Raw genomic sequence first — 23,309 nt, 5'->3', positions numbered from 1 at the left:
ACACCAATGCAGGGAGGATCTTATGCAGCCCAAGCATTCCGCGATTGTCGCGGGCCTGACGCTGGCGCTTTCGTTTGGCGCCGTTTCCGCGCCGGCACCCGCCGCTGCCGAGGAGCCCACGCCGGGCGTTGCCTCGGATGCCACCGATATCGACAAAGGTCTCTACACCCAGCAGTCTTTCTCGGGCGTGCTGAGGTCGGTCCAGGGCGTTTCGTTTGTCAACGTGACTCCCGAGATGAAGTACTTTACCAAGTACGAGAGCCATGGTAATTACAACCAGGGCTTTTCGTATGGCGACGGTTATAACGCGCTGGGCTATTACCAGTTCGACCGTCGTTGGTCGCTCATCCCGTTTATGAAGCAGGCCTACAACTACAACCCCGAAAAATACTGCATGCTCAAGGATGCGATTGATCGCGGCAGCGAGATTTCCAACACGAGCAATGCCATGTACGAGAACGGTCAGCTCACCGAGTTGGGCCGTATTGCGCAGGAGGCCTTCCAGGGCGCTCACAACATCGACCCTGCTGAGTTTTCGGCTCTGCAGGATGCGTATGCGTACAACTCGTACTATGCGGTGACCGAGGCGTGGCTCAAGAGCGGCCTGGGTATTGATATTTCGGGCCGCGCCGATTGCGTCAAGGGCATGGTGTGGAGCATTACCAACATGTGCGGCACTGGTGGCTGCAGGGACTTTTTCCGCTGGGCGAATCTTTCTAACGATATGTCCGACCGCGAGTTTGTGACGGCGCTTTCCAACAGCTTGGTCAATAACGTGGCGACCAAGTATGCAAGCCAGCCCCAGTACCACGAGGGCTGGAAGAACCGCTACCGCAACGAGCTAAAGGACTGCCTGGTCTATATCGCCGAGGACGAGGCTGCCGCTGCGAAGGACAACAAGCCCGAGCAGCCCGAGCCTACGCCGGCGCCCTCGCCGACACCTGATTCGAATGACGACTCGAGTGACGATGCCAACGATGACAGGATGGATGCGCCCTCGACCGATGCTGACGGTAATGGCTCTGCTGGTGGCACTACCAACGACGGCTCTACCTCGAACGGCTCCGATTCGAACGGCTCTGCTGCGGGCGATTTGCCTTCAAGCTCTGCCGGCAATACGGACAGCGACGCTTCTGGTTCGACCGGCGCTGACACCTCTAACTCATCTACCGGCTCGAGCGATTCGTCCGTTGACACCGGCTCTAACAACGGCTCCGGCTCTGACACGACCCCTGATTCCGATGCTTCCAAGGACGACTCGAATAAGGCGCCGGACGCTCCCGTTGCTTCGCCGGACAAGAAGCCTTCTTTCTCCGAGCAGCTTGGTTCTACGCTGGGTTCTTCGCTGATGGCTGGCGTCAATAACGGCTCGGCCCAGAACAAGGACAACTCTGATCAGGTTTCCACGGAAAAGACCGAGGCCGCAAAGGGCGACTCCAAGGACAAGGCTTCCGAGAAGACCGAATCTGATAAGGGTTCTAGCTCTGAGGAGAAGGACGACAAATCTGCTCAGAAGAAGGACGAGAGCAAGACCGAGGGCGAAAAGAAACAGCCCGAAGACGACGACAAGAGCGGTGCTGACAACCAGGCCCAAGAGCAAAATGACTCCAAGACGGTGACCACTACAACCACGACGACTACAACGACCAAGTCATCTGGCGGTAACATGCCCAAGACGGGCGACCTTATCGTTATGGCGAGCCTTGCCAGTGCAAGCTTGGCCACACTGGGCGCTACGTCTATCGTAAGTGGTAAGCATAAGCTCGATCAGCAGAAGAAAGCTTCTGGGGAGGACGGCTCGGAGGAGTAGCCTCTTGGTTGCTAGATAACTAAAGAGTTGGGACGGGGTCCGGTGCGAATACATTGGGCCCCGTTTTGTTGTGCAACGATTAGTTATGCCCCCTCATACCTCTTGTTGCTACCGTTGCCCGATATGTTCGCGCGGCGTCGTCGGTACATGCGATGCGGTCATTACAATTGGCATCGTGCTGCGATTTAGGGGGAACGTTTTGGTGTCTGAACAGGCAAATGTTGATTGTGCTGCTGGCTTTGGCGTGCGTTTGATCGGCTGTGCCGACGATGCGGCTTTGCCCATTGGCATGCACGACTATGCGGAGGCTCTTGGTTGCTGCACGCTGGTCGACAAGACCATGTTTATTGCCGATGTGTTGGACTGCGACGCGTCCGTTGTGGTGTGCTGTCGACCCGAGGGTTTTGGCAAAAGCATGAACTTGTCGACGCTCAGGGCTTTTCTGGAGCGTCCAGCGGTTGGTCGCGCTGATCAGCGTTTGTTTGCCAATGCTCAGATTTGGGATGCGGACGGTGGGCGCTATCGGGATGAATATGCTTGCTATCCGGTGATATCGCTGGACTTTTCTGGCGCTGCGAGGCGTGGTGCCGCTATTGCCGACGTCGTGCGCGATGCCCTTTCGGGCGAGTGCGCTCGCTTGTTGGCGCTCTTGGAGGCTCCTGATTTAGCTCGAGATAAGGTGCGTCACATCGAACGTGTTGCGCGTGGCGTGGCGAGCGCGGACGAGGTTGACTCGGTGCTCGGTGTGCTCATTGAGCTGCTGGAGATGGCCAGCGATGAGCAGGTTGTATTGCTCGTTGATGGGTACGATGCGGCGTGGTCTCGCCGTGCGAGCGCGAGGGACGCTTCCGACGCCGATCCGGCAGAACTACTTGACCGTGTGCTGTTTGACGCCATTGCCACTGCGCGCGATTCGTTGCGGCTGACGTGTCTGATGGGGGAGTGTCCCGGTCCTGCCGAAGCGGCGCTTTCTTCGCGCGGCTGCTCGTATTGTCTGACGACGCCGCTGTCGGCGTGGTGTGACCGATGTTTCGGTTTTTCGGATGCCGAGGTCGAGGCTCTTTTGAATCATGCTGGGCGCGAGGAATACCTGGATGATGCGCGTGAATGGCTCGAGGGGTATCGGTTTGGCAGGGCCTATTGCTCGAGTCCAGAGCGTGTGATCGGTTTTCTTGGCCGAGGCTGCACGGCGCCTGTGCGTGCCGATCTGTATGGATATGCCGATTGCCTGAGTAGGGTAGTTGCCGGGTGGAATCTCGACCGCCTTTCGGTCTTGTTTGATTTGCTCGAGGCCCATGGGTGCGCTGAGGTCTCGCTTTGTTTGGGCACTGCAGAGCCAGATGTCTCGCCTGACGATGGCATGTGGACAGCGCTGTATCTGTCCGGTTTTCTCACGACGGATATGACTGAGGAGCCAGAGCATGGCAATCGCCTCCGTGCTTTGCGATTGCCCAATAACGAGCTTCGACAGGCCTTGCGTCTAGTGATTGTTGAGTGGTTTGAGTGCGCTGCCGAAGACATTCGAGACGTCGATGCGTTTCGCGACGGGCTGTGCCGTGGGAACGAGGATACCGTGAGGCGGGCGCTAAGCCGCATCCTGGGGGATGCGGGAATCGGTGAGACCGACCCAGATAAGCCGCTGCCATATCATCTGCTCTTGCAGGGGCTCTGCTTTGGCTTACCGGGCTATGCCAATCCTGCCTCGAGGCGAAAGTGTGGCGCAGGTCGCTGGGACATCCAGGTTTTCCCTACGGGTGCTGTGTTCGACGTAGCAGATACGATTGGCATGCTGGACGAGCGCCCGCTGATAACGATTAACTTGATGTATGACCCCGGAGTGGATGCGTTGGGCCTGGAATTGCTGGCCGTGCAGGCGCTGCTCGACATAGAGCGCGACGGTATCGACGAAATCCGTGTGCCGCGACCCGGCGTTGGCCGCATGCGCTGGGGGTTTGGGTTTGATGGGCAGCATGTGGCTACGGTGTGCCAGCGGCTTTAAGCGCCGAGGTGTTTCCGGCTTCCGTTACTCGGTGTCCTTCATGGGCGGCATGGGCTTCCAGTTGGGATCCTTGATGATCTTGCGGGCGTCCTTCATGCCGCGCCGCAGCGCCGGAATGCCGGTCTTAAAGCACTTATCGACCGCAGCCAGGCGAATGAATTCCTTGCAGAAGGTCGCGGCATTGCCCAGACGGAACAGCACGGGGTGATAGTCGCCGTAGATTTGCATGTAGCGGGCCAGATAACCGCGGTTGCGCATGATGTAGTAGCGGTTGGTGTCGCTCGTGGAGTTGAGCTGGCGCTTGCCGGCAATATCCCAGTTAGAGACGGCGCGGGCGCGCTTAAGCACCACGTCGGCAACAACGGCGGCGGGGAAGTGCTGGCTGGCCACGTAGCCATAGCAGGCATCGTCGCCGTAGATAAAGAAGCGCGCGTCGGGCAGGCCAATCTTGTCGACCACGCGGCGCGAGAACATTCCGCCCTCAAAGCACAGCTGGTTCATAGTGCGGTAGCCCTCGGGACCCAGATCCCACTTGGCGATGGGGTTGGGAATGCCGAGTGAAAGGATGAGCTGGTACTGCCAAAAGAAGGCGCCGCCGTCAAAGTCCAGGCGCGAACCCTGGATGACATCGTAGCGGTCGGTCCACTTGGCAAGACGCTCGATGCCTTCGGGGATGACGAACACGTCATCGTCCATTACCCAGAACCACTGGGCGCCTAGGTCGTAGGCGCACTTGGTGCCGGCGGAGAAGCCGCCCGCACCACCGCCGTTTTCGAGCTGCGGGGCGTAGATCACACGGTCGGTGCCGCCCTTTGCGTCGGGCTGCTCGGTGTCGGTGCCCCACAGGTTGGCCAAGCGCTCGTTGAATGCGGTGCACATGGCCTCGGTCTCGCGCGAATTCTCGTTATCGACAATCACGATGCGCCAGGGCGTTGCCGTGAGCTCGGTCATAGAGTCGAACAAGTTGGCCAGGAGTTCCTGACGCTTGTACGTAACGACGACGATGGCGAGCTTATCGATGGGGGCGGGAAGGGTGGAAGACATGGGGCAATATATCCTTTCACGCGCGGCGCGCATGCGCTGCACGGAAGCTATCGAATACGTCCTTGGGACTGTCCTATTGTAAAGGCTCGGCGCACCTTGGCGGCAAGCTTTGAATAAAACGCAGGAACCTGCCATGGGCCCGCCGCATGACGTGGGGCTGCTTTGCCCGCAAGAGGCTCCATAGATTATATAAACGCCCGCTGGCGTGCTGACCCTTTGATACCATGAAACGACAGGTATTTCCTAAGGAGCACATTTGTCTACTAACGCCTCTGGCAGCCCTGTTCTGTCGCTGCTTATTCCCATTTACAATGTTCAGCGCTACCTGCGCGAGTGCCTCGATTCCGCCCTGGCGCAGACGCTCAAGGATATTGAGATCATCTGCATTAACGACGGGTCGACCGACAACTCGCCGGCGATTATCCGCGAGTATATGGAGCGCGATGGGCGCGTCAAGATGATCGACAAGGTCAACAGTGGCTACGGCGACTCGATGAACCACGGTCTGGAGATGGCGCGTGGCAAGTACGTTGGCATCTTGGAGTCCGATGACTTTATGGCGCCCGACGCACTCGAAAAGCTTGTCTCGGCCGCCGATAGCAATAATGCCGACTTTGCGAAGGCGAACTTTGATTTCTACTGGTCTAAGCCCGAGGAGCGCCGTTCGCTGCACGAGATGTTTAAGGCCAAGGACTGCGGCAAGCCGGTGCACCCGAGCGACACGACGCAGTTCTTTAAGCAAAAGCCGTCGATTTGGTCGGCCGTGTACCGTCGCGATTTTCTTGAGCGCAACGGCATTACGTTCCTGCCGACTCCGGGGGCATCCTTTCAGGACACGTCATTCGCCTTTAAGGTGATCGCGTGCGCCGATAAGGCTGTTTACCTGCATGATGCTGTTTTGTCGTATCGACAGGACAACGAGAATTCCTCGGTCAATTCTTCGGCTAAGGTCTTTTGCGTCAATACCGAGTATGCCGAGATTGAGCGTTGGATTCGAGAGGATTATGCCCGCGGCCACGCAAGCGGCGATGTCGCGCGCATGCTCAAGTTCAACCAGCTCATTAAGTACGATTCGTACATGTGGAACTACGTGCGCCTGGCGCCCAAGTTCTATAAGGAGTTCCTGGTTCAGATGGCCAAGGAATTTCAGGCGGCCTTGGACGCGGGGGAGTTTTCGCTTGACGACCTCAAGCCGTGGAAACGCGCGAATCTCGCTGCCATCCTCAAAGATCCTGAGGGCTGGGTTGACGAGCATCCGAGTTTTGCGACGGATGGTGCCTTGGGGCGTGCTAAGTATTACGCCTCGGTTGGAGGCCCGGGCGTGGTCGCCGCCTTCCTCATCGAATCGCTGAGGGGGTAGGTCGGCATGGGAGAGGCCTCGTGTCCTAAAGCTACGATTGTCGTCCCCGTTTACAACTCTGCGCGCTCCATTCAGCGATGCGTCGATTCGCTGTTGGCCCAGTCCGAGCGCTCGATTCAGGTTGTTTGCGTCAATGACGGTTCGACTGATGATTCGTTGAACGTGTTGCACCGGATCGCGCAGGCCGACGATCGCGTACTGGTGATTGACCAGGAAAACGCGGGCGTCTCGTGCGCTCGAAATGCCGGTATCGATGCCGCCGAGGGCGAGACCGTCTTCTTTGTGGACGCTGACGATTACATTGATGCCCAGACGGTCGAGCGCGTGCTGCATGCCATGGAGTCTGCAGATGCCGAGGCCGCCGTTTTTGGCGGCGTCTGTGAACCTGCCGACGCCGCCCCCAAACGCGTCCAGCAACTCATGAGCCCCAAAGCCGGTACCTTCGGCGCCCGTGATCCCCAACTGCTGTTCCATTCGAATGCGCAGCCCTATGCCTGCCGTGCGGCTTTTTCGTGCGAGCTGCTCAATCGCGAAGGCATTCGCTTCGCCCCCAGTTTGGCTTTGGGCGAGGACGTCGTCTTCCAATTTGCGGCTTATGCGCTTGCCCGCAAGACCGTCGTCATGCCGGACAGGTTCTACCACTACGTGATGGAGAGCGAATCAGCGACGCACGAGTTCAACAGTGCCGAGGCTCGCGCCAAAAAGCTTGACGCCCACATGAGGATGCTCGAGGAGGTCTTGGAGGACTGGGCGGCCTACGGTCTTTTGGACCTGTGCCCCGGCGAGCTGATAACTTGGTTTTTAGACCTAATTGTGTTCGACCTGGCGCGCTTGGATTCCGATGACTTCCATCGCGTGGCGGCTCGCGTCAACATGGACCTCACGACGTTTTTGGGAACGGAGTGGGCGGATATGCCTGCTAAGGGCGCCGTTCGCCGTGTTGCCCACAAGCTTGTTGCGGCGACCTCGGGCGTTTCGATGGCAGACGCCACACTGTTCTATCTTTCGACTCGCGGTCTCAAAGCCTGCCTGGAGCGTTTTATCTAATTCCAGGCGCTGCCGCCCGCCGCAACTCGGCTGCTAAAATAACCCTGTTACACGCTATTCAACAGGAGGTTCTCTTGCAGAACTCTGATACCCCTAAAGTTTCGCTGCTCGTCCCCATTTGCAATGTCGAACGCTACCTGCGTGAGTGCCTCGATTCCGCCGTGGCGCAGACGCTCAAAGACATTGAGATCATTTGCATTAACGACGGTTCTACCGATAGTTCGCCAGATATCATCCGCGAGTACATGGAGCGCGACCCCCGTGTAAAGATGATCGACAAAGCCAACAGCGGCTACGGCGACTCGATGAACCGCGGCCTGGAGATGGCGCGCGGTGAGTACGTGGGCATCCTTGAGTCCGACGACTTTATGTTTGAGGATTCGCTCCAAAAGCTGGTCGCCAAGGCCGATACTGAGCATGCCGATGTGGTAAAGGGCGACTTTTACCTATATTGGTCCACGCCCAGCGAACGCCGTGAGCTGTTTGGGATCATCGACGAGCACATGACGGGCGCCGCGTATCGCCCCGTCGATCGCCCGGGCATCTTCTACCGCAAACCTTCCATTTGGTCGGCTATCTATCGGCGCGAGTTCCTCAACGACAATCAGATTCGGTTCCTTCCCACGCCGGGCGCCTCGTATCAGGACGCAGGCTTTAACTTTAAGGTTTGGGCTTGCGCCGAGCGTGCCGCGTTTATTACGGACCCCATTTTGTGCTATCGCCAGGATAACGAGAAGAGCTCTGTTAATTCGCCCAACAAGGTGTTTTGCGTGTGCGATGAATATGCCGAGATGCAACGATTTTTGACCGAGCGTCCCGAGCTCAAGGCTCGGCTCCAGGGCATTTTAATGCGCATGAAGGTCGATACGTACCGTTGGAATGATGAGCGTCTGGTCGATGAACTGCGTGAGCAGTTTTGGAAGAAGGCATCTTCCGAGCTCAAGGCCGACTGGGATGCCGGTCGCTTTGACCTGTCGCTGTTTGATCCGCGTGGCGAGACCGACTTGCGCCTGATGGTCAAGTCGCCCCGCGCCTATATCGATTCGCGCTTTGACTTTAAGAAGCCGGGCAAGCTCAATACGTTTAAGCATTACTTTAAGATTGGCGGCCTGCCGCTGGTGTGGCGCGTGCTGACGTATCAGCGCACCTACGGCGACAACCCGCACCCTGATGACGTTCCCGCCGCACAGTAGGAGCGAGTGATTATGACTACCCCCAAGATTTCCGTTGTCGTTCCCATCTATAAAGTGGAGGAGTGCCTGGCCTGGTGCCTGGACTCTCTGCTTGCGCAGGACATGCCCGATTGGGAAGGCGTGCTGGTCAACGATGGCTCGCCGGACGGCTCGCGCGATATTGCGGTTGCCTATTGCGAAAAGGACGCGCGCTTTACGCTGGTCGATAAGCCCAACGGTGGTTTGTCGAGCGCCCGCAATGCGGGTATTACCGCGTCCTCGGCTCCTATCGTCGCGTTCTTGGATTCCGACGACCGCTTTACGCCCGATGCGTGTCGTGTAATCGTCGATGCTTTTGAGCGTGAGGATTGCGACGTTTTGACCTTTGGCGCGAATCCGTATCCGCTGGAGGCGGGGTATCCGTGGCTTAACTATGTGCTGAGCCCGCGCGATGTATCGTTTGAAGGCTATAGCTCTGACCTGCTGTTTAAGGAAGCATCTCGCCCCTTTGCATGGCGCACCGCCTGCAAGCGTGAGTTTTTGCTGGGCAACGGGATCGTGTTCGACGAAACCGTTAAGTATGGCGAGGACCAGGTCTTCGATTTTGCCGTGTACGGTCGTTCGCATAAGACCGCGCTTATCTCGAACAAGCTGTATGACTACCGCGTGGCGCGCAAGGGTTCGCTCATGGACACCATGCGCTACGACGACGAGACACGTCTGCTGGAGCACGTGAAGATTTACTCTGCGGTGCTTGCTGACTGGCAGCGTGACGGTCTCGATGCACAACATGCCGATGACCTTGCGTACTTCCTGTGTGATCTGGTGCTGTATGACGCGCTCAGGTTGCTTGGTTCGGACTGCGGCAAGGTGTTTGCTGCCGTTGCCACGGCGCTTGATGGCTTCGCTGTTGGCAGCGATGCTGCGCTCGCACAATGCGCTCCTTCTGTTGCTGCTATGGTGCGTGCAGCGCTTACCAGCAAGACCCCCAATGCCCGTGAGTGCAAAAAGCTCATGTTCGATTACGACGTCTTGAGGTTTGGGCGCTTGGGCGCCTGCAAACGCATGACAGCGAACGCCCTGGGAAAGCGAGAAGTGTAGATGAGTATCAAGCGTTTGGCACTTTGCCGCAGCCAGGGCCGTCTTTTTGTGCTGCTTCGTTTTGCCGGTCAGGATGTTGCCGCGCTTATTGAGCGGGAGGGTTCTCAAGCGTTTGCCCATGCGACGACGAGCGGCTCTTGTGTGCCGTCGCTGGTGCTCCCGGTCGATCACGGCCGCGTGCTGGCGCTTTGCCCTTCCGTTTCCGATTACGAGCGCGAGCTCGCCGTCTTGGTGCTTCCGTTTTTGGATGGCTCGTCGATGAATGTCGTTTTTGCATCCGGTGGCCAAAGGTTGGGCTCCATTCGCCTCGATAGCCGCGTGGCCAAGCTGGAATCCAAGATTAACTACAAAGCAAAGCCTGCGCTGTGCGCACTTATCCGCGATGCGCAGCGTGGTGAACACTGCGGTCGCTACGAGATCGATGCCATTCGCTATTTGCCGGCAGACGCCGGCGCGGTGTGGCGCTATGAGGTTACCTGGGCGGGAGACTCCCAGTGCGTGCCTGAGCTTCAGATCTTCGATACGCATATGAATGCCATCGATGCTACCGTGCATGTGTTTGAATCGCAGGTCGATGTGCCGCAGCAGAATGGATGCCGTGTCAATAAAACGTATCTGAGCGTTGAGATGCCTCAAGATATACGAGATTTTGTCGCGATTGTGAGCGATTCCACAGAGCAGATCCAGAGCGGGTTTTGCGCCATGGATGGTCGCCTGTACAACGGCATGGTCGACGACAGCTGGAACCGCATGAAGGATGCACGCGCTGATGACGCAGCTTATCGACGTTGGTTTGAGCAACATCGCGCAAAGCCGGGCGATTTGGCGTGCCAGCGTGTCGCTTCGGCGGCCTTTGCCTATAGGCCGCTCGTGAGCATTGTGGTGCCGTGTTACAAGACTGATCGGGTTTACCTGCGCGAGCTGCTGGACTCGGTGATAGCCCAGAGCTATGACAACTGGGAATTGCTGTTCATGGACGCCTCGCCCGAATGGGATGCGGTGACCAATCTTGCGGCAAGTGCCAACGACGAGCGCGTTCGTCGCATTGGGCTGCCCGGCAACGGCGGCATTGTGGTCAACACCAACGCAGGTATTGAGCAAGCGACAGGCGACTACATCGCTTTCTTGGACCACGATGACATTCTGGAACCGGACGCGTTATTCCAGTATGTTTCCGCACTGAACAAGGCGGCCGAGGGCGAGCGCCCCCAGGTCCTGTTCTGCGACGAGGACATGTTCCAGAAAACGGGGGAGTGGGGCCAGCCGGTCTTTAAGACCAGGCTCAACGTCGACCTGCTCTATAGCCATAACTGCGTGACGCATTTTCTAATGGTGGAGAAGGCGCTCATCGATCGCATTGGCATGTCGCCAGAAGATGTTGCGGGTGCCCAGGATTACGACCTGACGCTCCGCTGCCTTGCGGCAGGTGCGCGTTTTGAGCACGTTGCGCACGTGCTGTATCACTGGCGCGTGCACCCTGGCTCTACCGCCGACGGTTCTGCCGATAGCAAGCCATATGCTATCGAGGCCGGACGTCTGGCTCTGCAGCGCCACTTTGACTCACTGGGTGTTCATGGAACGGTCGAGGAGTCCGAGACACCGTTTGTCTACCGCATGCGCTATTCGCTGCCAGAGCCTGCGCCGTTGGTGAGCATTGTGATTCCCACCAAGGACCACGTCGAGACGCTCGACGCCTGCGTGATGTCGATCGCACGGAAGGCCACGTATGCCAACTACGAGATCGTCTTGGTGGAGAACAACAGCGAAGACCCGGAGACGTTTGCGTATTATGAAACCCTGCCGGCGCGCGTAGCCGCTGCGTCTGATGGCAAGGGTGCAGCGCGCGTTGAGTGGTGGCCGGGCGAGTTTAATTACTCCCAGATCATCAACTTTGGCGTTGAGCATTCCAAGGGCGACTATCTGCTGCTGTTGAACAACGATACCGAGGTCATAAGCCCCGGCTTTATTGAAGAGATGATGGGCTATCTGCAGCGTCCCGATGCGGGCGTGGTGGGGGCCAAGCTCTATTTTGCCGATCATTTGGTACAGCATGCCGGCATTTTGGTTGGCGTGCGCGGTGCGCTTGCCCATGCCAACCAGGACTTCTCGGCAAAGCGCGAGGGATACCTTGCCCGCGCTGTGCGTTCCGGCAACTTTAGCGCCGTAACGGGCGCCTGCCAGATGGTTCGTCGCGACGTGTTTGAGCAGGTCGGAGGCTACAACGAGGAGTTCGCCGTCGGCTTTAACGACGCGGACTTTTGCCTACGCGTGTGGGGGGCGGGCTACCGCGCCATCTTTACGCCCTATGCCGAGCTGTATCACTACGAGTTCACCTCGCGCGGCAGGGAAGAGGCCAACGAGGAAAAGCTGCGCCGCTGGAAGCGTGAGCAAGCACTGTTCATGCAGCGCTGGCCGGAGTTCTTCCTCAGCGGCGATCCGTGGTTGGGGCCAAACCTATCTGCCGAGAGCGAGTATTTCTCGTATTAAGGCAATGGGTTTAGGAAGTCCTGAACTTTCTTTCGCTATGAGCTTGGAAGAAAGCAATGGTGGACTATTAACTAAGTCATATTACGAAAGCTCGATACTTCCGCGATAAGTTTATACAGCCTTATATAACTCGATATTATTCGATATAGTCTGCGATAATTATTTAACCGATGATTGGCTGTTAATCGATTCCCTAGAAAGGCAAACAAGTGAGCGCCACAGCATTCCATAATCCGTTTCGTCCCACTGCCGGCGCTGAGCCTCCGCGCATAATTGGTCGTGATGATATTGCCCTTGAGTTTACCGAGAGCTTGAATGCGGGAATTGGTGCACCTGCGAGGCTCATGCGCATTGCTGGACCGAGGGGCTCCGGAAAAACTGTTTTGCTCTGCGATCTTAGGGATCGTGCTCGAGAGCTTGGATGGAAGACCGCTATTGTCTCTGCTGGCCCTAACTTATTGCTGGACTTGTGGGATCAGGTTGCTGATTCTTCCCTTGCGGCCAATGCTTCGGTCGGCGTAAACGCCGGCTTTGTTTCCGCGAAAGTTGACGTTGCGCTCAAAGAGCCGAGCCTTAGAAAGTTACTGAGTTCGGCAGCGAAGTCATCCAAGGGTCTTTTTATTGCCATCGATGAAGTTCAGGACGCTCCGATTGACGATATGCGTGCCATTGCGTCTACGGTTCAGCTTTTGATAGGGGAAAAAGTAGATATCGCACTTGCCTTTGCCGGGTTACCCGCCGGTGTTATGGATCTTATTAACGGCAAGGCGCTTACGTTCTTGCGTCGTGCCCTCCCCGAAGATCTGGCGCCTATCAACCAGGTGGAGGTAGCGCTCTCTATGGGCGATAGCTTTGTCGCGACTGGCTTGACCATAGAGGACAATCTCCTGTCGAGAGCCGCTAAGGCCACTAAGGGCTATGCCTATCTGGTGCAACTGGTCGGTTATTCCATTTGGCAGCGCGCCAACTTGCATCGTGCCAAAAGTGCCATTGTGAGCGAGCGCGACGTCACTGAAGGCATTGCGCTGGCAGAGGCTCGTTTTCACGATGTTGTTCACGAGCCCGCGATTTCTGGACTGGGGCTCAACGATATCAAATACCTTTTGGCCATGTGCGAGGATAAACAACAGTCCAAATCATCCGAGATTGCTAAGCGCATGGGTAAAAAGACCAATGAGGTCAGCTCCATTAGGGCAAAATTGCTACAAAGAGAGGTTATTCAGGCACCACAGAGGGGCTACGTGCAGTTTGCCGTGCCGGACCTAGATATCTATCTGCGAGAGAACGCCGAGGAGATTCTCGAACGGTTCTAGGTCGAGTGAGGGCGACGTCATGTTCTTTAAGACTGCTATCAGCGTCGATTGCCATATCGGGTTTTTCTGGGGCGGCAGTCCCCGTGATAATAGAGATGTGGCATTCATCGTCGCCCGCTAATCAGATTTCGTCTATCTATAACATTGCGTGTTTTAATTTGCAGGAACAAAGATATCATTCGCAAAGCGTGAGGGTTATCTTGCCCGTGCACAACTGTTTTCGTTGCTATATACCAAACGCAACCCTTTTAGTTGCAAGAGACAAAATGCAACGGTTTTCGTTGCCTGATGCCAAACGCAACTCTTATTAAGTAGTTGTTAGCTTTCTCACATACATTCATTTACAACAGGCATCTACGAATTCAGCCGTCTCATATATTCCTAATAAGGCATGAGAAAATGAACCCGATACATGGTATTCAGCGCTAAAAGAGACGAAATGGACATACCGTCTCTATGCTGCCGATACGGCATCGCGAACAACCCCTTCGCGCGGTTGCCCTTGCCCTTGAGCGACTCAGGGAAGTAGATCTCGTCGAGCTCGCCGCCGCAGCCCCGCCCGGCCCTGAATGGGGGCAGTGGGCCGAGAGGCGCTCGATCAGCCTATGGCGCATGGCGTAGGCGGTCTTGAGGCAGACGCGGCTGCGCTCGACCTCGTAGGCGGAGCCGGCCGTGTCGTCGAACGCCGCCGCGCGGATCACGTCCCTGACGGACTCAATCGCGCGGCGGCGCTCGGTCCCGCTCAGCTTCGCCATGTCCCGTTTGAAGGCGATTACCAGGTCCTCGGCGTTCATGCTGCCCCGCGGTCTACGAGGCTAACGATATGGCGCCGTGGGGACAGATGTGTGTCAATCCTGGTCTAACAGAGCTTTTTTAATTGACGCGCCCATATAAATCTTTTCTGCATACTCGACTGCTTCTGCAGCCTCTGCGGCGCTCCGTAATTGGTAAAGCGACCTGACAGAGAGTGGAATTCGATGTCATAGCTGGCGTCTTCATCGGAGGACAAGACTGCTTGATGACTATATGTTTTCATCTCTAGCCATCTCAGGCTATTATAAATATATCCGTTGGCAGCTTTTACGATTTCCGGTACGTTCCAATCGGAATCATTTTTTGGTAGTTGATAGACATGACTTCTGCTTCGTATGTGCATTCAGTATTTTTGCACTGGATAAAATCAACTGCATCTAATTTAGCTAGATCGGGAAGCGATATTGCATGGCGCTAAGCTTGACACAGAAAGAAACATATCGGGAGACGCTGGCTAATCTCGTTGCCAAGCAAAACGATGGCGCCTCCATTGTTTCCGCAAAGAAGGAGCTGGAAGCGCTATCGACTTCTCTCGTCCCGTGAATGCTTTACCGCTATCGACCTCCAAGTGAATACGCTTTTGCCGATCTAGAAAACGCGACTGTTACATTTTCTCATCCAAAGGTTTTCAGCGATCAGTGCGACTCGGTACCGATCTATAACTGGAATGGTATAGATGAAATCGAAAGTAATCTCAATGATGATGAACAAGCGTTAAAGATAATAAATCAAATTGATTTTAGACGACTTGCGTTTGTTTTAGGGGTTCTGGGGGCTCCTTTTAATCCAGCAAGAATAGATGAGTTCGAGATACTATCCGATGAGGGAAAAGTTAGTCTTTTTCGCTCGGCTGTTAAAAACTTGCGCTTATTTGTTGGAGGATTTGTTGCCCCAGTTCATCAGAATAGCTGCCGAAATTGTTGTCGCATTTTGTGCCTAACGGACAATCCTAGCGATTCGAATATGTGGAATGTATATTCCGAAAGCCAAGCGGGTTTCGTTCTTGCTTACGACAGAGAAGCTATTCGCAATTGCAACATAGCTAACGGAATGCGCACTGAATTATTACCAATTTTATATGATGACGAACCATTTAATTGCGACCCTCAAATTGCTTGGACTGCTGCTAGGATGCTTGGTCTTAATGTGAGCAGTGATGACATGCTTAGTGATCTACGGGCAATTTACAGAAAGGGCAGTGTGTTTGAGCGGGAGAACGAATATCGTGCCCGTCTTGTACCAGAGCCAGATGAGCTTGAGATGAATTATGTACAACGCCCATGCAAGCCGTTGCGAGTTATTCTTGGGAGCAGGATGACTCAAGAGGATAAAGAGCTTTGCATTTGCGCGGCGAATAAACTGGATATTCCTGTAGATGAACAGTGCTAGTTATCCTTTAATAGTGCCGTATAGTCAATTATTTGTCAGCTGAATCGGGCGTCAGTAGACTTCTGAGCTGGCGATTGCTATATCTAGGGGGGCATTTCGAAAGATAATTTGGTGTAATTTACGTTAACGGGAGTTGCTTGTCTATGAGTTTATCTTTATCAAATTGGGATTACTACTTGGTTCTTGAAAGAGAGCTTGTTAATTCCTTTAATTATGTTGAGCTGAGCAACGATAATTTCTCAACTTATTCAGTTGAATTTGCAAAGATGCTTTTATCGATTTGTTCTGAATTTGATTCGGTTTTTAAAGATTATGTCGAACTTCGATCCGGAAATAGACCATCTAATATCAAGGAAGCATTCGAGTGCCTGTCTGCTTTGAATGATATTGCCTTTGTAAATGAGGTAGTTGACATTGCGATTAACCAGAGTATTTCACTCAAACCTTTTAATGCGTGGATAAATGGAATGTATGCAAAATTAACTTGGTGGGATAGCTATAACGCTGTGAAACATGATCGTGGTACGTATTTTAGAAAAGCTAATTTGGAGAACTGTTTGAATTCACTGGCAGCTTTATTATGTATCGAAATTGTCAGTTTGAAATGTTTTGGAGTTAAGCGTTTGACTCCAGTTAATCGATTGTTTCGTATACCTAACAAACAACTTTGCCGATCATTGCCGGGCCAAAATGGACAATGGGATTTGGTTATCGATTCTAAGGAGCTGAATGAAACATCAAATATGAGACCTGCAAATTTGATGATAGTGAAGAGCGTGAGCTAGCGATACTTTGGATCGCACAAAAAATAGATGGCGTAAGCGTGGGGGGGTGATGACGTCTGCCTGACGCAAAACGGCTTTCGCACTAGAATCTGAAATAACCACAAGGAAGGTTCTTGAGAAGGATGAGGACCGCAATGTAGATCTTAGCGGACGCCGCGCCCGACATGTTCGCTGAGCCCCACCTCAGCGACGGGACGATCGACAGCTGGTGCTTATCCGCAGGCTCTCCGATCAGGTGCTTAATTCGATCATAGAAGCCGAGGCCGGTCAGCTTCACTGCAGTGGCGTGAACAGCCGGAACATCTATTGCGAATGTATTCTTAAGACCTGCAGCGTCGACATTGTCGTTGCTCTCTACTATGAAGTGACTCAAGTGGTCACCGGGAATTGAGCCCGTGAGCACGAAATACTGAGCAGTTTAATCAAGAGGGCCGCTTCCCGGGGACTGGGGGCGCAGCTCTCGGCCAATGGTTTCACCGGGTGGTTACTCTGACGTGCTCGAGCAGGAAGGATGGAGGAGATGGTCCATGCCCCTGGACACAGTGAGTGCTATTGTTTTATTGGTTATTGTGTCCTTAACCGCTTATTCGATGTCAACTGACATGCAGTCTAATTATGTTGGTTGTTATCTTTATTTTGTCGTTATTAGGTGCTCTTGCGCTAAGGCTGATGGAGCTGATTATTATGGCATATCCTCCGAAACGTCCAAATAGCCACATAATTGATACAGAGGCATGCTCTTTCGTCACCTCCCTTATGCCTTCTGAAAACTGGGTTGTTCGAGACTTAACAGAACGTGATTTTGGAATCGATAAAATTATTGAGCGCTTTGAAAACGGATTCGCTACTGGTGAATTAATGGCAATTCAGGTGAAGGGAACAAACAAGCCACTCGAAGATAAACCTGAAATTCCATTTTCCATTGATACGAAGACGCTTTTATACGCTGAAATGTTTGCAATACCTTTTCTTTTAATTAGATGTTCTTTAGCGGATGATGGAGCGTGCTATTTTGTCTGGTTGCAAGAGTATATTCGTGTTCGATTGAATTTCGATAATTCGTCTTGGCGAAAGCAAAGGTCAAATACTATTTTAATTCCAACTTCTAATAGATTGGGCGATACCTCTGCTGAAAGTCGGTTAATCCATATCTCTCGGTTTCCAAAAATGAAAGAGTCATGGATCAAATATTATATAAATACATGTGATTTAGCGTATCGACTTCCGAATTATATTGAGGATGATACCGTCACATTAGATTTCGCAATACAATACGTTTTGCCTGTTCTTGATAGCCTTGAGAAGGCTAATAACATGCTTGGTTTAATTTCCAACCACTTTGTCGCTACTAAATTGAGCCAAGCTATTGAGCTTGGAAAACGTATATGCGACAAAGAGTTTGAAAGCGAATTAACTGATTCGTTTTTTAAATTCGTTTGCCTGTGTTCTGATGTACGCAAATCTATAGATGTGCTATCACTTAGATTCGATGTCGATCATATGAGGTTTTTATATGAGTCCGAAGGCATGGCGGAGTATTAGTGCTCTGTTTTTTCTGCGGGTTGAATGTAATGCGGGATTTCTTGTCGGATACTTTAATCTACTGCTTATCTTCAAGAAAGACCTGAAAGGTATTTTGTTTGACTACGTTTGTGCCTAAAGTTGCTTTGAAAGCATGGTTTTTAGAGAATAATCCCCGAGCCTTGCTCCGTGTGGCGGCACGTAAGAGTTGTACTGTGCTTGGGCAGGTAAAAGTCCAAGACGATTAGATATCCGAGAGGATATCGAGCCCGCGTCGGGGAGATAAGGTGAGTCCGCGCCGGGGACTTTAATTCCGGCGGCAATTAGGTTTCCGAAAGGATGCCGTGGCTGGCAGCCAGCAGAAAACCGCTCTACACACTCCTTCCGCGTGCCGCCTGCTCAAACGATTTGCGCCGAAAAGGATATCCGGTTTGTGCCATAAGACGTTGCTGTCGACAATGCACGGGACGGCAAGGACGTGGCGGCTCTCATCAAATTGCAGTCACAAAGATACCTTTTATCGATTTCCTGTTGAAAAACTAAATTGATAGTCTGAGAATAACTTAAGAGAGCCTTAAATCTCGGAGAAAGGATGTCGTATGAATAACCTTCGAGAAAGATGGCGAGGACTAACAGCGCTGGGAGTTGCTGTATTTGCCGCCGCCTGCATGACGGTTGCCCCGGCGCCCTCATTTGCTGATATTGATTCTCTCGTTGGTCTTCAATATATTGATCATAGCGAGTCTCGCAATTTGACAGGTTTCTCTGTTTCTCGTCCTGCTGGAACGTATTATTTCGACAACGATGGCTCGATGCAGACCGGACTCGTTCGGTGCGAGGACGGCAACCTTCGCTATTTCGATCCCGAGACTGGCGTCATGGTCACGAACCAGTGGTATAACGATTACGAAGCCGTTTGGTACTATTTTGGCGCTGACGGGACCGCGGTGTCGAACTGGCAGCTTATCGGCGGGGATTGGTACTACTTCTATCCCGAAAACCACGATATGGCATACGGCCGAGTTCAGATTGATGGCAAAAACTACTTCCTGAACACCCCTGGCGCCAATGCTGATGGCCGCATGCAGCATAGTGGCTGGATTTATGACTCCATCTATGGAAAGTGGCTCTATGCGACTTCCAGCGGCGAGCTGTTGACCGGTTGGCATAATATCGGTGGAACTTGGTACTATTTCAATGAGTACGGTGTCATGCTAACTGGCTGGATCAACGATTCGGGCACCTGGTACTACGCCAACGCCTCCGGCGCGATGGCCACTGGCTGGCTCAACATCGGCGGTACGTGGTTCTATCTCGACGGCTCGGGCGCCATGGTTGCTAACGGCTGGCGCAGCCTGGGCGGCTCTTGGTACTGGTTCAGCGACTCCGGCGCGATGGCTACCGGCTGGTTCCAGGTGGGTGACTCTTGGTACTACGCCAACGCCTCCGGCGCTATGGCCACTGGCTGGCTCAACATCGGCGGTGCGTGGTTCTATCTCGACGGCTCGGGCGCCATGGTCGCTAACGGCTGGCGCAGCCTGGGTGGCTCTTGGTACTGGTTCGACGATTCCGGTGCGATGGCCACCGGCTGGCGTCAGGTCGGCGGCGCCTGGTACTACTTTAGCGGTTCCGGCGCTATGGCCCACGACGCCTGGGTCGGCGACTACTACCTCCAGTCTTCCGGCGCCATGGCTACGAATGCCTGGGTTGGCTCCTACTATGTCGGCGAGGACGGCAAGTGGATTCCGGACTACGGTTTAGTTTGGTATAAGAGCGGTAGCGATGTTTACCATACGCATAAGTGTCGTACCGTTGGCAAGGACGCAAAGGGCTATTCGCAGATCTCTATCCAGGAGGCCCGGAAGCGCGGTGCTTTACGAGAGTGCAAGAACTGCCAACAAATTGGCTAACGCATTATTGAGCTAGTTTTGATTGAGGCCCCGTTGCCCTGAGGTGACGGGGTCGCTGCGTGATTGGATACCGTGCTGCTATGAAGAAATGCTCATTCGGGGTGTTGGTCTTTTCGGGCCTTGTTTCTTTGGGACTCCTTTTGGGTTCGCCCTCGATGTTATACGCCCTTGATTCGAATAACACTGACGAAGGTCCCGCATCTAACGTTGCTATTGCTTCTGTCGAGTCAGGCGTTGATGCTCAGCGCGAATCGACCTTCGCTGTCGAGCAGAACTCTCAGGTTGATAATGAGACCCCTTCTGAGGTTTCGAATCAAATTGTTTGGCATCAGGGGTGGATATCACCCGAAGAAGGGGCTGGTTATTGGCGTTGGGGCTTGTCCGACGGAACAATCGCTGTTTCTTCTTGGAGACACATAAACGGTAGCTGGTACTGGTTCGACGACGAAGGTCGAATGGCTCAGGATGGATTGGTTCAAGTCGGGGGTGCAACTTATGGATTCTCCTCTTCGGGTGCAATGCGTGTCGGCTGGTACCTAGATTCTACAGGCCCCACTTCTGCTTGGCGTTATTTCTCCGGTTCTGGCGCCATGGTAAAAGGCTGGCTTTCAGACGGCAGCAACTGGTATTGGCTGGATGATGAGGGCAAGATGGTCCACGATACAATGCTGCAGATCGGGGAAGCCACGTATGGATTCTCCTCTTCTGGCGCAATGCTTATCGGATGGCACCTTGATGCTTCCGTCTGGCATTATTTCTCCGGCTCTGGTGCCATGGTGAAAGGCTGGCTCTCGGATGGGGGTCGTTGGTACTGGCTTGATCCTGCAGACGGTTCTATGGCCACCGGGTTGAAAGAATGTAATGGCACTTCTTATAGCTTTAACAGCTCAGGGGCCATGCTCTCCTCCCAGTGGGCTCTTATTGACAACAACTGGTATTACGCTGACTCCAACGGCTTACTGCATGGAGGCTGGTTACTTCTAGGGAATTCTTGGTATTACCTGGATCCAGGAAGCCATATTATGCTCACGGGCTTTATGCAAGTGGAGTCGTCCACCTATTTCCTTACGAGTTCAGGCGCCATGGCAACAGGCTGGGCACTTGTTGATGGTACTTGGTATTACGCCGCATCAAATGGAGCTATTCAACGAGGACGATGGATAAAGTTCGGAAGCGCCTGGTATTACCTTGATGATGTATCCGGCGCAATGTGTACTGGTGAATTCGCGGTAGGAAACACGCGCTATTTTTCTTATGATTCCGGTGCGATGGCATCTTCGTGCTGGATTAACTTGAGCGACGGTATGGCATGGGCGAATTCGTCTGGAGCACTGAGCGAGCCGTTGCCTACTTCATCTGATGGATCTCCCGTAGTCGCTGATCGTGCTGACTCGTCTTCATTGCCAGGTGTGATTCATATTGGAGACGCGGTTTTCTATGCGGATGCAAACGGTGCCGTCAATGTAGCATCTGGTTGGATTATGTCGAAAGACGCTTCTGACGAAAGCGGCAATACTTGGTATTACGCATCTTCCAATGGTGTCCTTAAGTCTGGTTGGCAATATGTTAACGGTGCGTGGTATTGGATGGATCCTTCCACCTACAAGATGAAGACCGGATGGCTCAATGACCGCGGCACGTGGTACTGGCTTCAGCCTTCGGGCGCTATGTTTGCTAACGGGTGGCTGAAAATCGATGGCGTCGACTACTACTTCAATGCAAGTGGTGCATGGTTGAATACGTCTGGTTCTGTTTTGGGGGTTAATAGGTCCAGCCTGGTCAATTGGCTTATGAGCCACGAAAACGATGGCTATTACCGTGGAACACCCTACGATACGCATCTTAGCCAAGAAACATGCATGTATCCAAAGGGTGATCCTCGTTGGGATGGGTATACCGGTATGAACTGCGGCGGATTTGTATCGCATGCGTATATGAAAGCGGGCGGTAATTTAGCTCCCATTGCCGCCGAGCAGAGCCATTCCCCTTGGAGTGGAGGTCCCGGAAGGGGCGGCTGCGTTAACGCTTATCGTTGGTACGGCTACGCTATCGATACGTGCGCGAACGTGACTTATTTCAACTCTATTGATGAGTTGTTGCGCAGTGGCTTGGCTCGTAAGGGGGACATTGTGTTCTTCAATCCTTACAACCCATATGCCGACGATAGCCACATTGGCTTTTTCTGGGGCAATTCGCCGAGCGAAAATTTGTTCTGGCATAGTGATGGTTATGGAAACCGCATCTCCGGTTTGACCGCTTTGGGTCCATCGAAAGTAATATTGATTCGTTAGAATTCTGAGTTGTAGGGGACTCTCTGGGTCCCCTACCTTTTTGACATCTAGTTTGAAAGTTTATTTGAAGTCGGCATTCTTTGGGGCTAAGAGTAGGGACTAGGAGTCCTTGGTTTCACCCTGCTGGGAAGTTCTTGTTTACATTGTGGTATTGCGTGCAGTTATTTGTCGTCCTAGATGGCATCTTGTCCAGTTGGATGTTCGCAAATCTTTCACAGCCATGCTGTAAGCTAAACGCAAAAAAGAACGAATGACGAGGTTTACATGAGCAAACATCTTAAGTTATTTTCGGCATTGTTGGTGCTGATGGTCCTTGCGCCCATTTCTGTGTTTGTTTTCCCCTCGAACGCGGAAGCTGCGCGGTCCCTAGTTGAGAATTCCTGGCGTTATGAGGATGGGCAATTGGTCGCAGAGGATGCTTCTTCCGAAGAAGATGGAATAGCCTTATTGTCCATGGACATTCTTCCCGATGGGGCTACGGCGCAGGGCATCGATGTCAGTGAGCATCAAGGACGTATTGACTGGAATGCTGTTAAGGCTTCTGGTATCGATTTCGCTATTCTGCGTGTTGGATTTGGCGCTCCATCTTGGGGCGGTCGAGTTGACTATCAATTTAATCGAAATATTTCTGAGTGCGAGCGACTCGGAATTCCCTACGGCGTCTATATCTATTCATATGCTTTTGATAATCAGCAGGCAGCTGATGAGGCATCAATGGTGATCAATTGCCTTTCTGGGCATAATCCAAGATTGCCGGTGTATTACGATCTTGAGGATAACTCGATAATTGCAAATGGACGTCAAACCGGAATTGCATCGAGGGCGCAGGTTTTTTGTAATAGGATTTCTGCCGCAGGATATGAGCCTGGTATTTATGCAAATTTAAATTGGTTTAACAACATTTTGACTGACTCTGTATTTAAGAGTAGCTCTTGGGATCATTGGATTGCTCAATATAACTCGCAATGTGACTATACCGGCAATTACAGTTTTTGGCAGTATAAGAGCAACGGAAAAGTCCCTGGAATCAACGGCAACGTTGATATGAACTACGCGTATGTTGATGTCTCCCTTTATCATTGGCAACTAATTGACAGCACCTGGTATTATGCAGCCTCCAACGGCAAGGCGTATACCGGATGGTTGTTTCAGAGTGGCACGTGGTACTGGCTTGAGCCCGACGCGGGCGGTGCCATGGCTACCGGCCTTCACGAGTGCAACGGCTCCCTGTACTGGTTTAATTCGTCCGGCGCGATGGCGACCGGGT

15 protein-coding genes are annotated in these 23,309 nt (G+C 53.3%); 14 read left to right on the top strand and 1 reads right to left on the bottom strand.

Going from position 1 to position 23,309, the window contains the following annotated elements; translation table 11 throughout:
- Positions 1-22: 22 nt before the first annotated feature.
- Positions 23-1,810, top strand: a complete 1,788-nt coding sequence (locus ABG996_RS03010; RefSeq protein ID WP_347479417.1) for a VgrG-related protein — start codon at positions 23-25, stop codon at positions 1,808-1,810.
- Positions 1,811-2,012: 202 nt separating this feature from the next.
- Complete coding sequence (locus tag ABG996_RS03005) at positions 2,013-3,809, top strand: AAA family ATPase (RefSeq protein ID WP_347479416.1); 1,797 nt, start codon at positions 2,013-2,015, stop codon at positions 3,807-3,809.
- A 24-nt stretch (positions 3,810-3,833) separates the two neighbouring features.
- Here the strand turns inward: ABG996_RS03005 and ABG996_RS03000 are convergent, their stop codons facing one another.
- The gene (locus ABG996_RS03000) at positions 3,834-4,853 is read right to left on the bottom strand and encodes a glycosyltransferase (RefSeq protein WP_347479415.1); all 1,020 of its coding nucleotides are present in this window, start codon (positions 4,851-4,853) and stop codon (positions 3,834-3,836) included.
- 256 nt (positions 4,854-5,109) lie between these two features.
- Here ABG996_RS03000 and ABG996_RS02995 point away from each other — a divergent pair, with 256 nt between their 5' ends.
- From ABG996_RS02995 to ABG996_RS02935, 12 genes are all read left to right on the top strand, one after another.
- A complete protein-coding gene (locus tag ABG996_RS02995; RefSeq protein WP_347479413.1) occupies positions 5,110-6,213 on the top strand; it encodes a glycosyltransferase family 2 protein in 1,104 nt (367 codons plus the stop codon).
- A gap of 6 nt (positions 6,214-6,219) precedes the next feature.
- The gene (locus ABG996_RS02990; protein ID WP_347479412.1) at positions 6,220-7,260 is read left to right on the top strand and encodes a glycosyltransferase family 2 protein; all 1,041 of its coding nucleotides are present in this window, start codon (positions 6,220-6,222) and stop codon (positions 7,258-7,260) included.
- A 74-nt stretch (positions 7,261-7,334) separates the two neighbouring features.
- Entirely contained in the window at positions 7,335-8,453 is a 1,119-nt protein-coding gene (locus ABG996_RS02985; protein WP_347479410.1) for a glycosyltransferase family 2 protein, read from the top strand.
- Between the two features lie 12 nt (positions 8,454-8,465).
- Entirely contained in the window at positions 8,466-9,533 is a 1,068-nt protein-coding gene (locus ABG996_RS02980; RefSeq protein WP_347479408.1) for a glycosyltransferase family 2 protein, read from the top strand.
- Positions 9,534-12,020 (top strand): glycosyltransferase family 2 protein, encoded by a 2,487-nt coding sequence (locus ABG996_RS02975; protein WP_347479407.1) that lies wholly within the window; start codon positions 9,534-9,536, stop codon positions 12,018-12,020.
- A gap of 209 nt (positions 12,021-12,229) precedes the next feature.
- Positions 12,230-13,333, top strand: coding sequence for an ATP-binding protein (locus ABG996_RS02970; RefSeq protein WP_347479405.1), 1,104 nt, complete (start codon positions 12,230-12,232; stop codon positions 13,331-13,333).
- Between the two features lie 1,356 nt (positions 13,334-14,689).
- Entirely contained in the window at positions 14,690-15,535 is an 846-nt protein-coding gene (locus ABG996_RS02965; RefSeq protein WP_347479403.1) for a DUF2971 domain-containing protein, read from the top strand.
- Between the two features lie 143 nt (positions 15,536-15,678).
- The gene (locus ABG996_RS02960) at positions 15,679-16,320 is read left to right on the top strand and encodes a hypothetical protein (protein ID WP_022094837.1); all 642 of its coding nucleotides are present in this window, start codon (positions 15,679-15,681) and stop codon (positions 16,318-16,320) included.
- A 615-nt stretch (positions 16,321-16,935) separates the two neighbouring features.
- Entirely contained in the window at positions 16,936-17,862 is a 927-nt protein-coding gene (locus ABG996_RS02955) for a DUF4365 domain-containing protein (protein ID WP_347479401.1), read from the top strand.
- 578 nt (positions 17,863-18,440) lie between these two features.
- The gene (locus tag ABG996_RS10815; protein ID WP_430733164.1) at positions 18,441-19,751 is read left to right on the top strand and encodes a hypothetical protein; all 1,311 of its coding nucleotides are present in this window, start codon (positions 18,441-18,443) and stop codon (positions 19,749-19,751) included.
- Between the two features lie 59 nt (positions 19,752-19,810).
- Positions 19,811-22,042, top strand: a complete 2,232-nt coding sequence (locus ABG996_RS02940; protein ID WP_347479399.1) for an N-acetylmuramoyl-L-alanine amidase family protein — start codon at positions 19,811-19,813, stop codon at positions 22,040-22,042.
- A gap of 264 nt (positions 22,043-22,306) precedes the next feature.
- A partial coding sequence (locus tag ABG996_RS02935) for a glycoside hydrolase family 25 protein (RefSeq protein WP_347483873.1) occupies positions 22,307-23,309 on the top strand: 1,003 nt, incomplete at its 3' end.

It is taken from the genome of Collinsella aerofaciens (assembly GCF_039836695.1).
Lineage (GTDB): Bacteria > Actinomycetota > Coriobacteriia > Coriobacteriales > Coriobacteriaceae > Collinsella > Collinsella aerofaciens_BD.
This window is presented reverse-complemented; position numbering and strand designations above follow the sequence as displayed.

Bases quoted from the DNA above. Each gene is read 5' to 3' on its own strand.
- ABG996_RS03010 (WP_347479417.1), top strand. From the start codon at position 23: ATGCAGCCCAAGCATTCCGCGATTGTCGCGGGCCTGACGCTGGCGCTT.
- ABG996_RS03000 (WP_347479415.1), bottom strand. From the start codon at position 4,853: ATGTCTTCCACCCTTCCCGCCCCCATCGATAAGCTCGCCATCGTCGTC.
- ABG996_RS02990 (WP_347479412.1), top strand. From the start codon at position 6,220: ATGGGAGAGGCCTCGTGTCCTAAAGCTACGATTGTCGTCCCCGTTTAC.
- ABG996_RS02980 (WP_347479408.1), top strand. From the start codon at position 8,466: ATGACTACCCCCAAGATTTCCGTTGTCGTTCCCATCTATAAAGTGGAG.
- ABG996_RS02975 (WP_347479407.1), top strand. From the start codon at position 9,534: ATGAGTATCAAGCGTTTGGCACTTTGCCGCAGCCAGGGCCGTCTTTTT.
- ABG996_RS02965 (WP_347479403.1), top strand. From the start codon at position 14,690: ATGCTTTACCGCTATCGACCTCCAAGTGAATACGCTTTTGCCGATCTA.
- ABG996_RS02960 (WP_022094837.1), top strand. From the start codon at position 15,679: ATGAGTTTATCTTTATCAAATTGGGATTACTACTTGGTTCTTGAAAGA.
- ABG996_RS02955 (WP_347479401.1), top strand. From the start codon at position 16,936: ATGTTGGTTGTTATCTTTATTTTGTCGTTATTAGGTGCTCTTGCGCTA.
- ABG996_RS10815 (WP_430733164.1), top strand. From the start codon at position 18,441: ATGAATAACCTTCGAGAAAGATGGCGAGGACTAACAGCGCTGGGAGTT.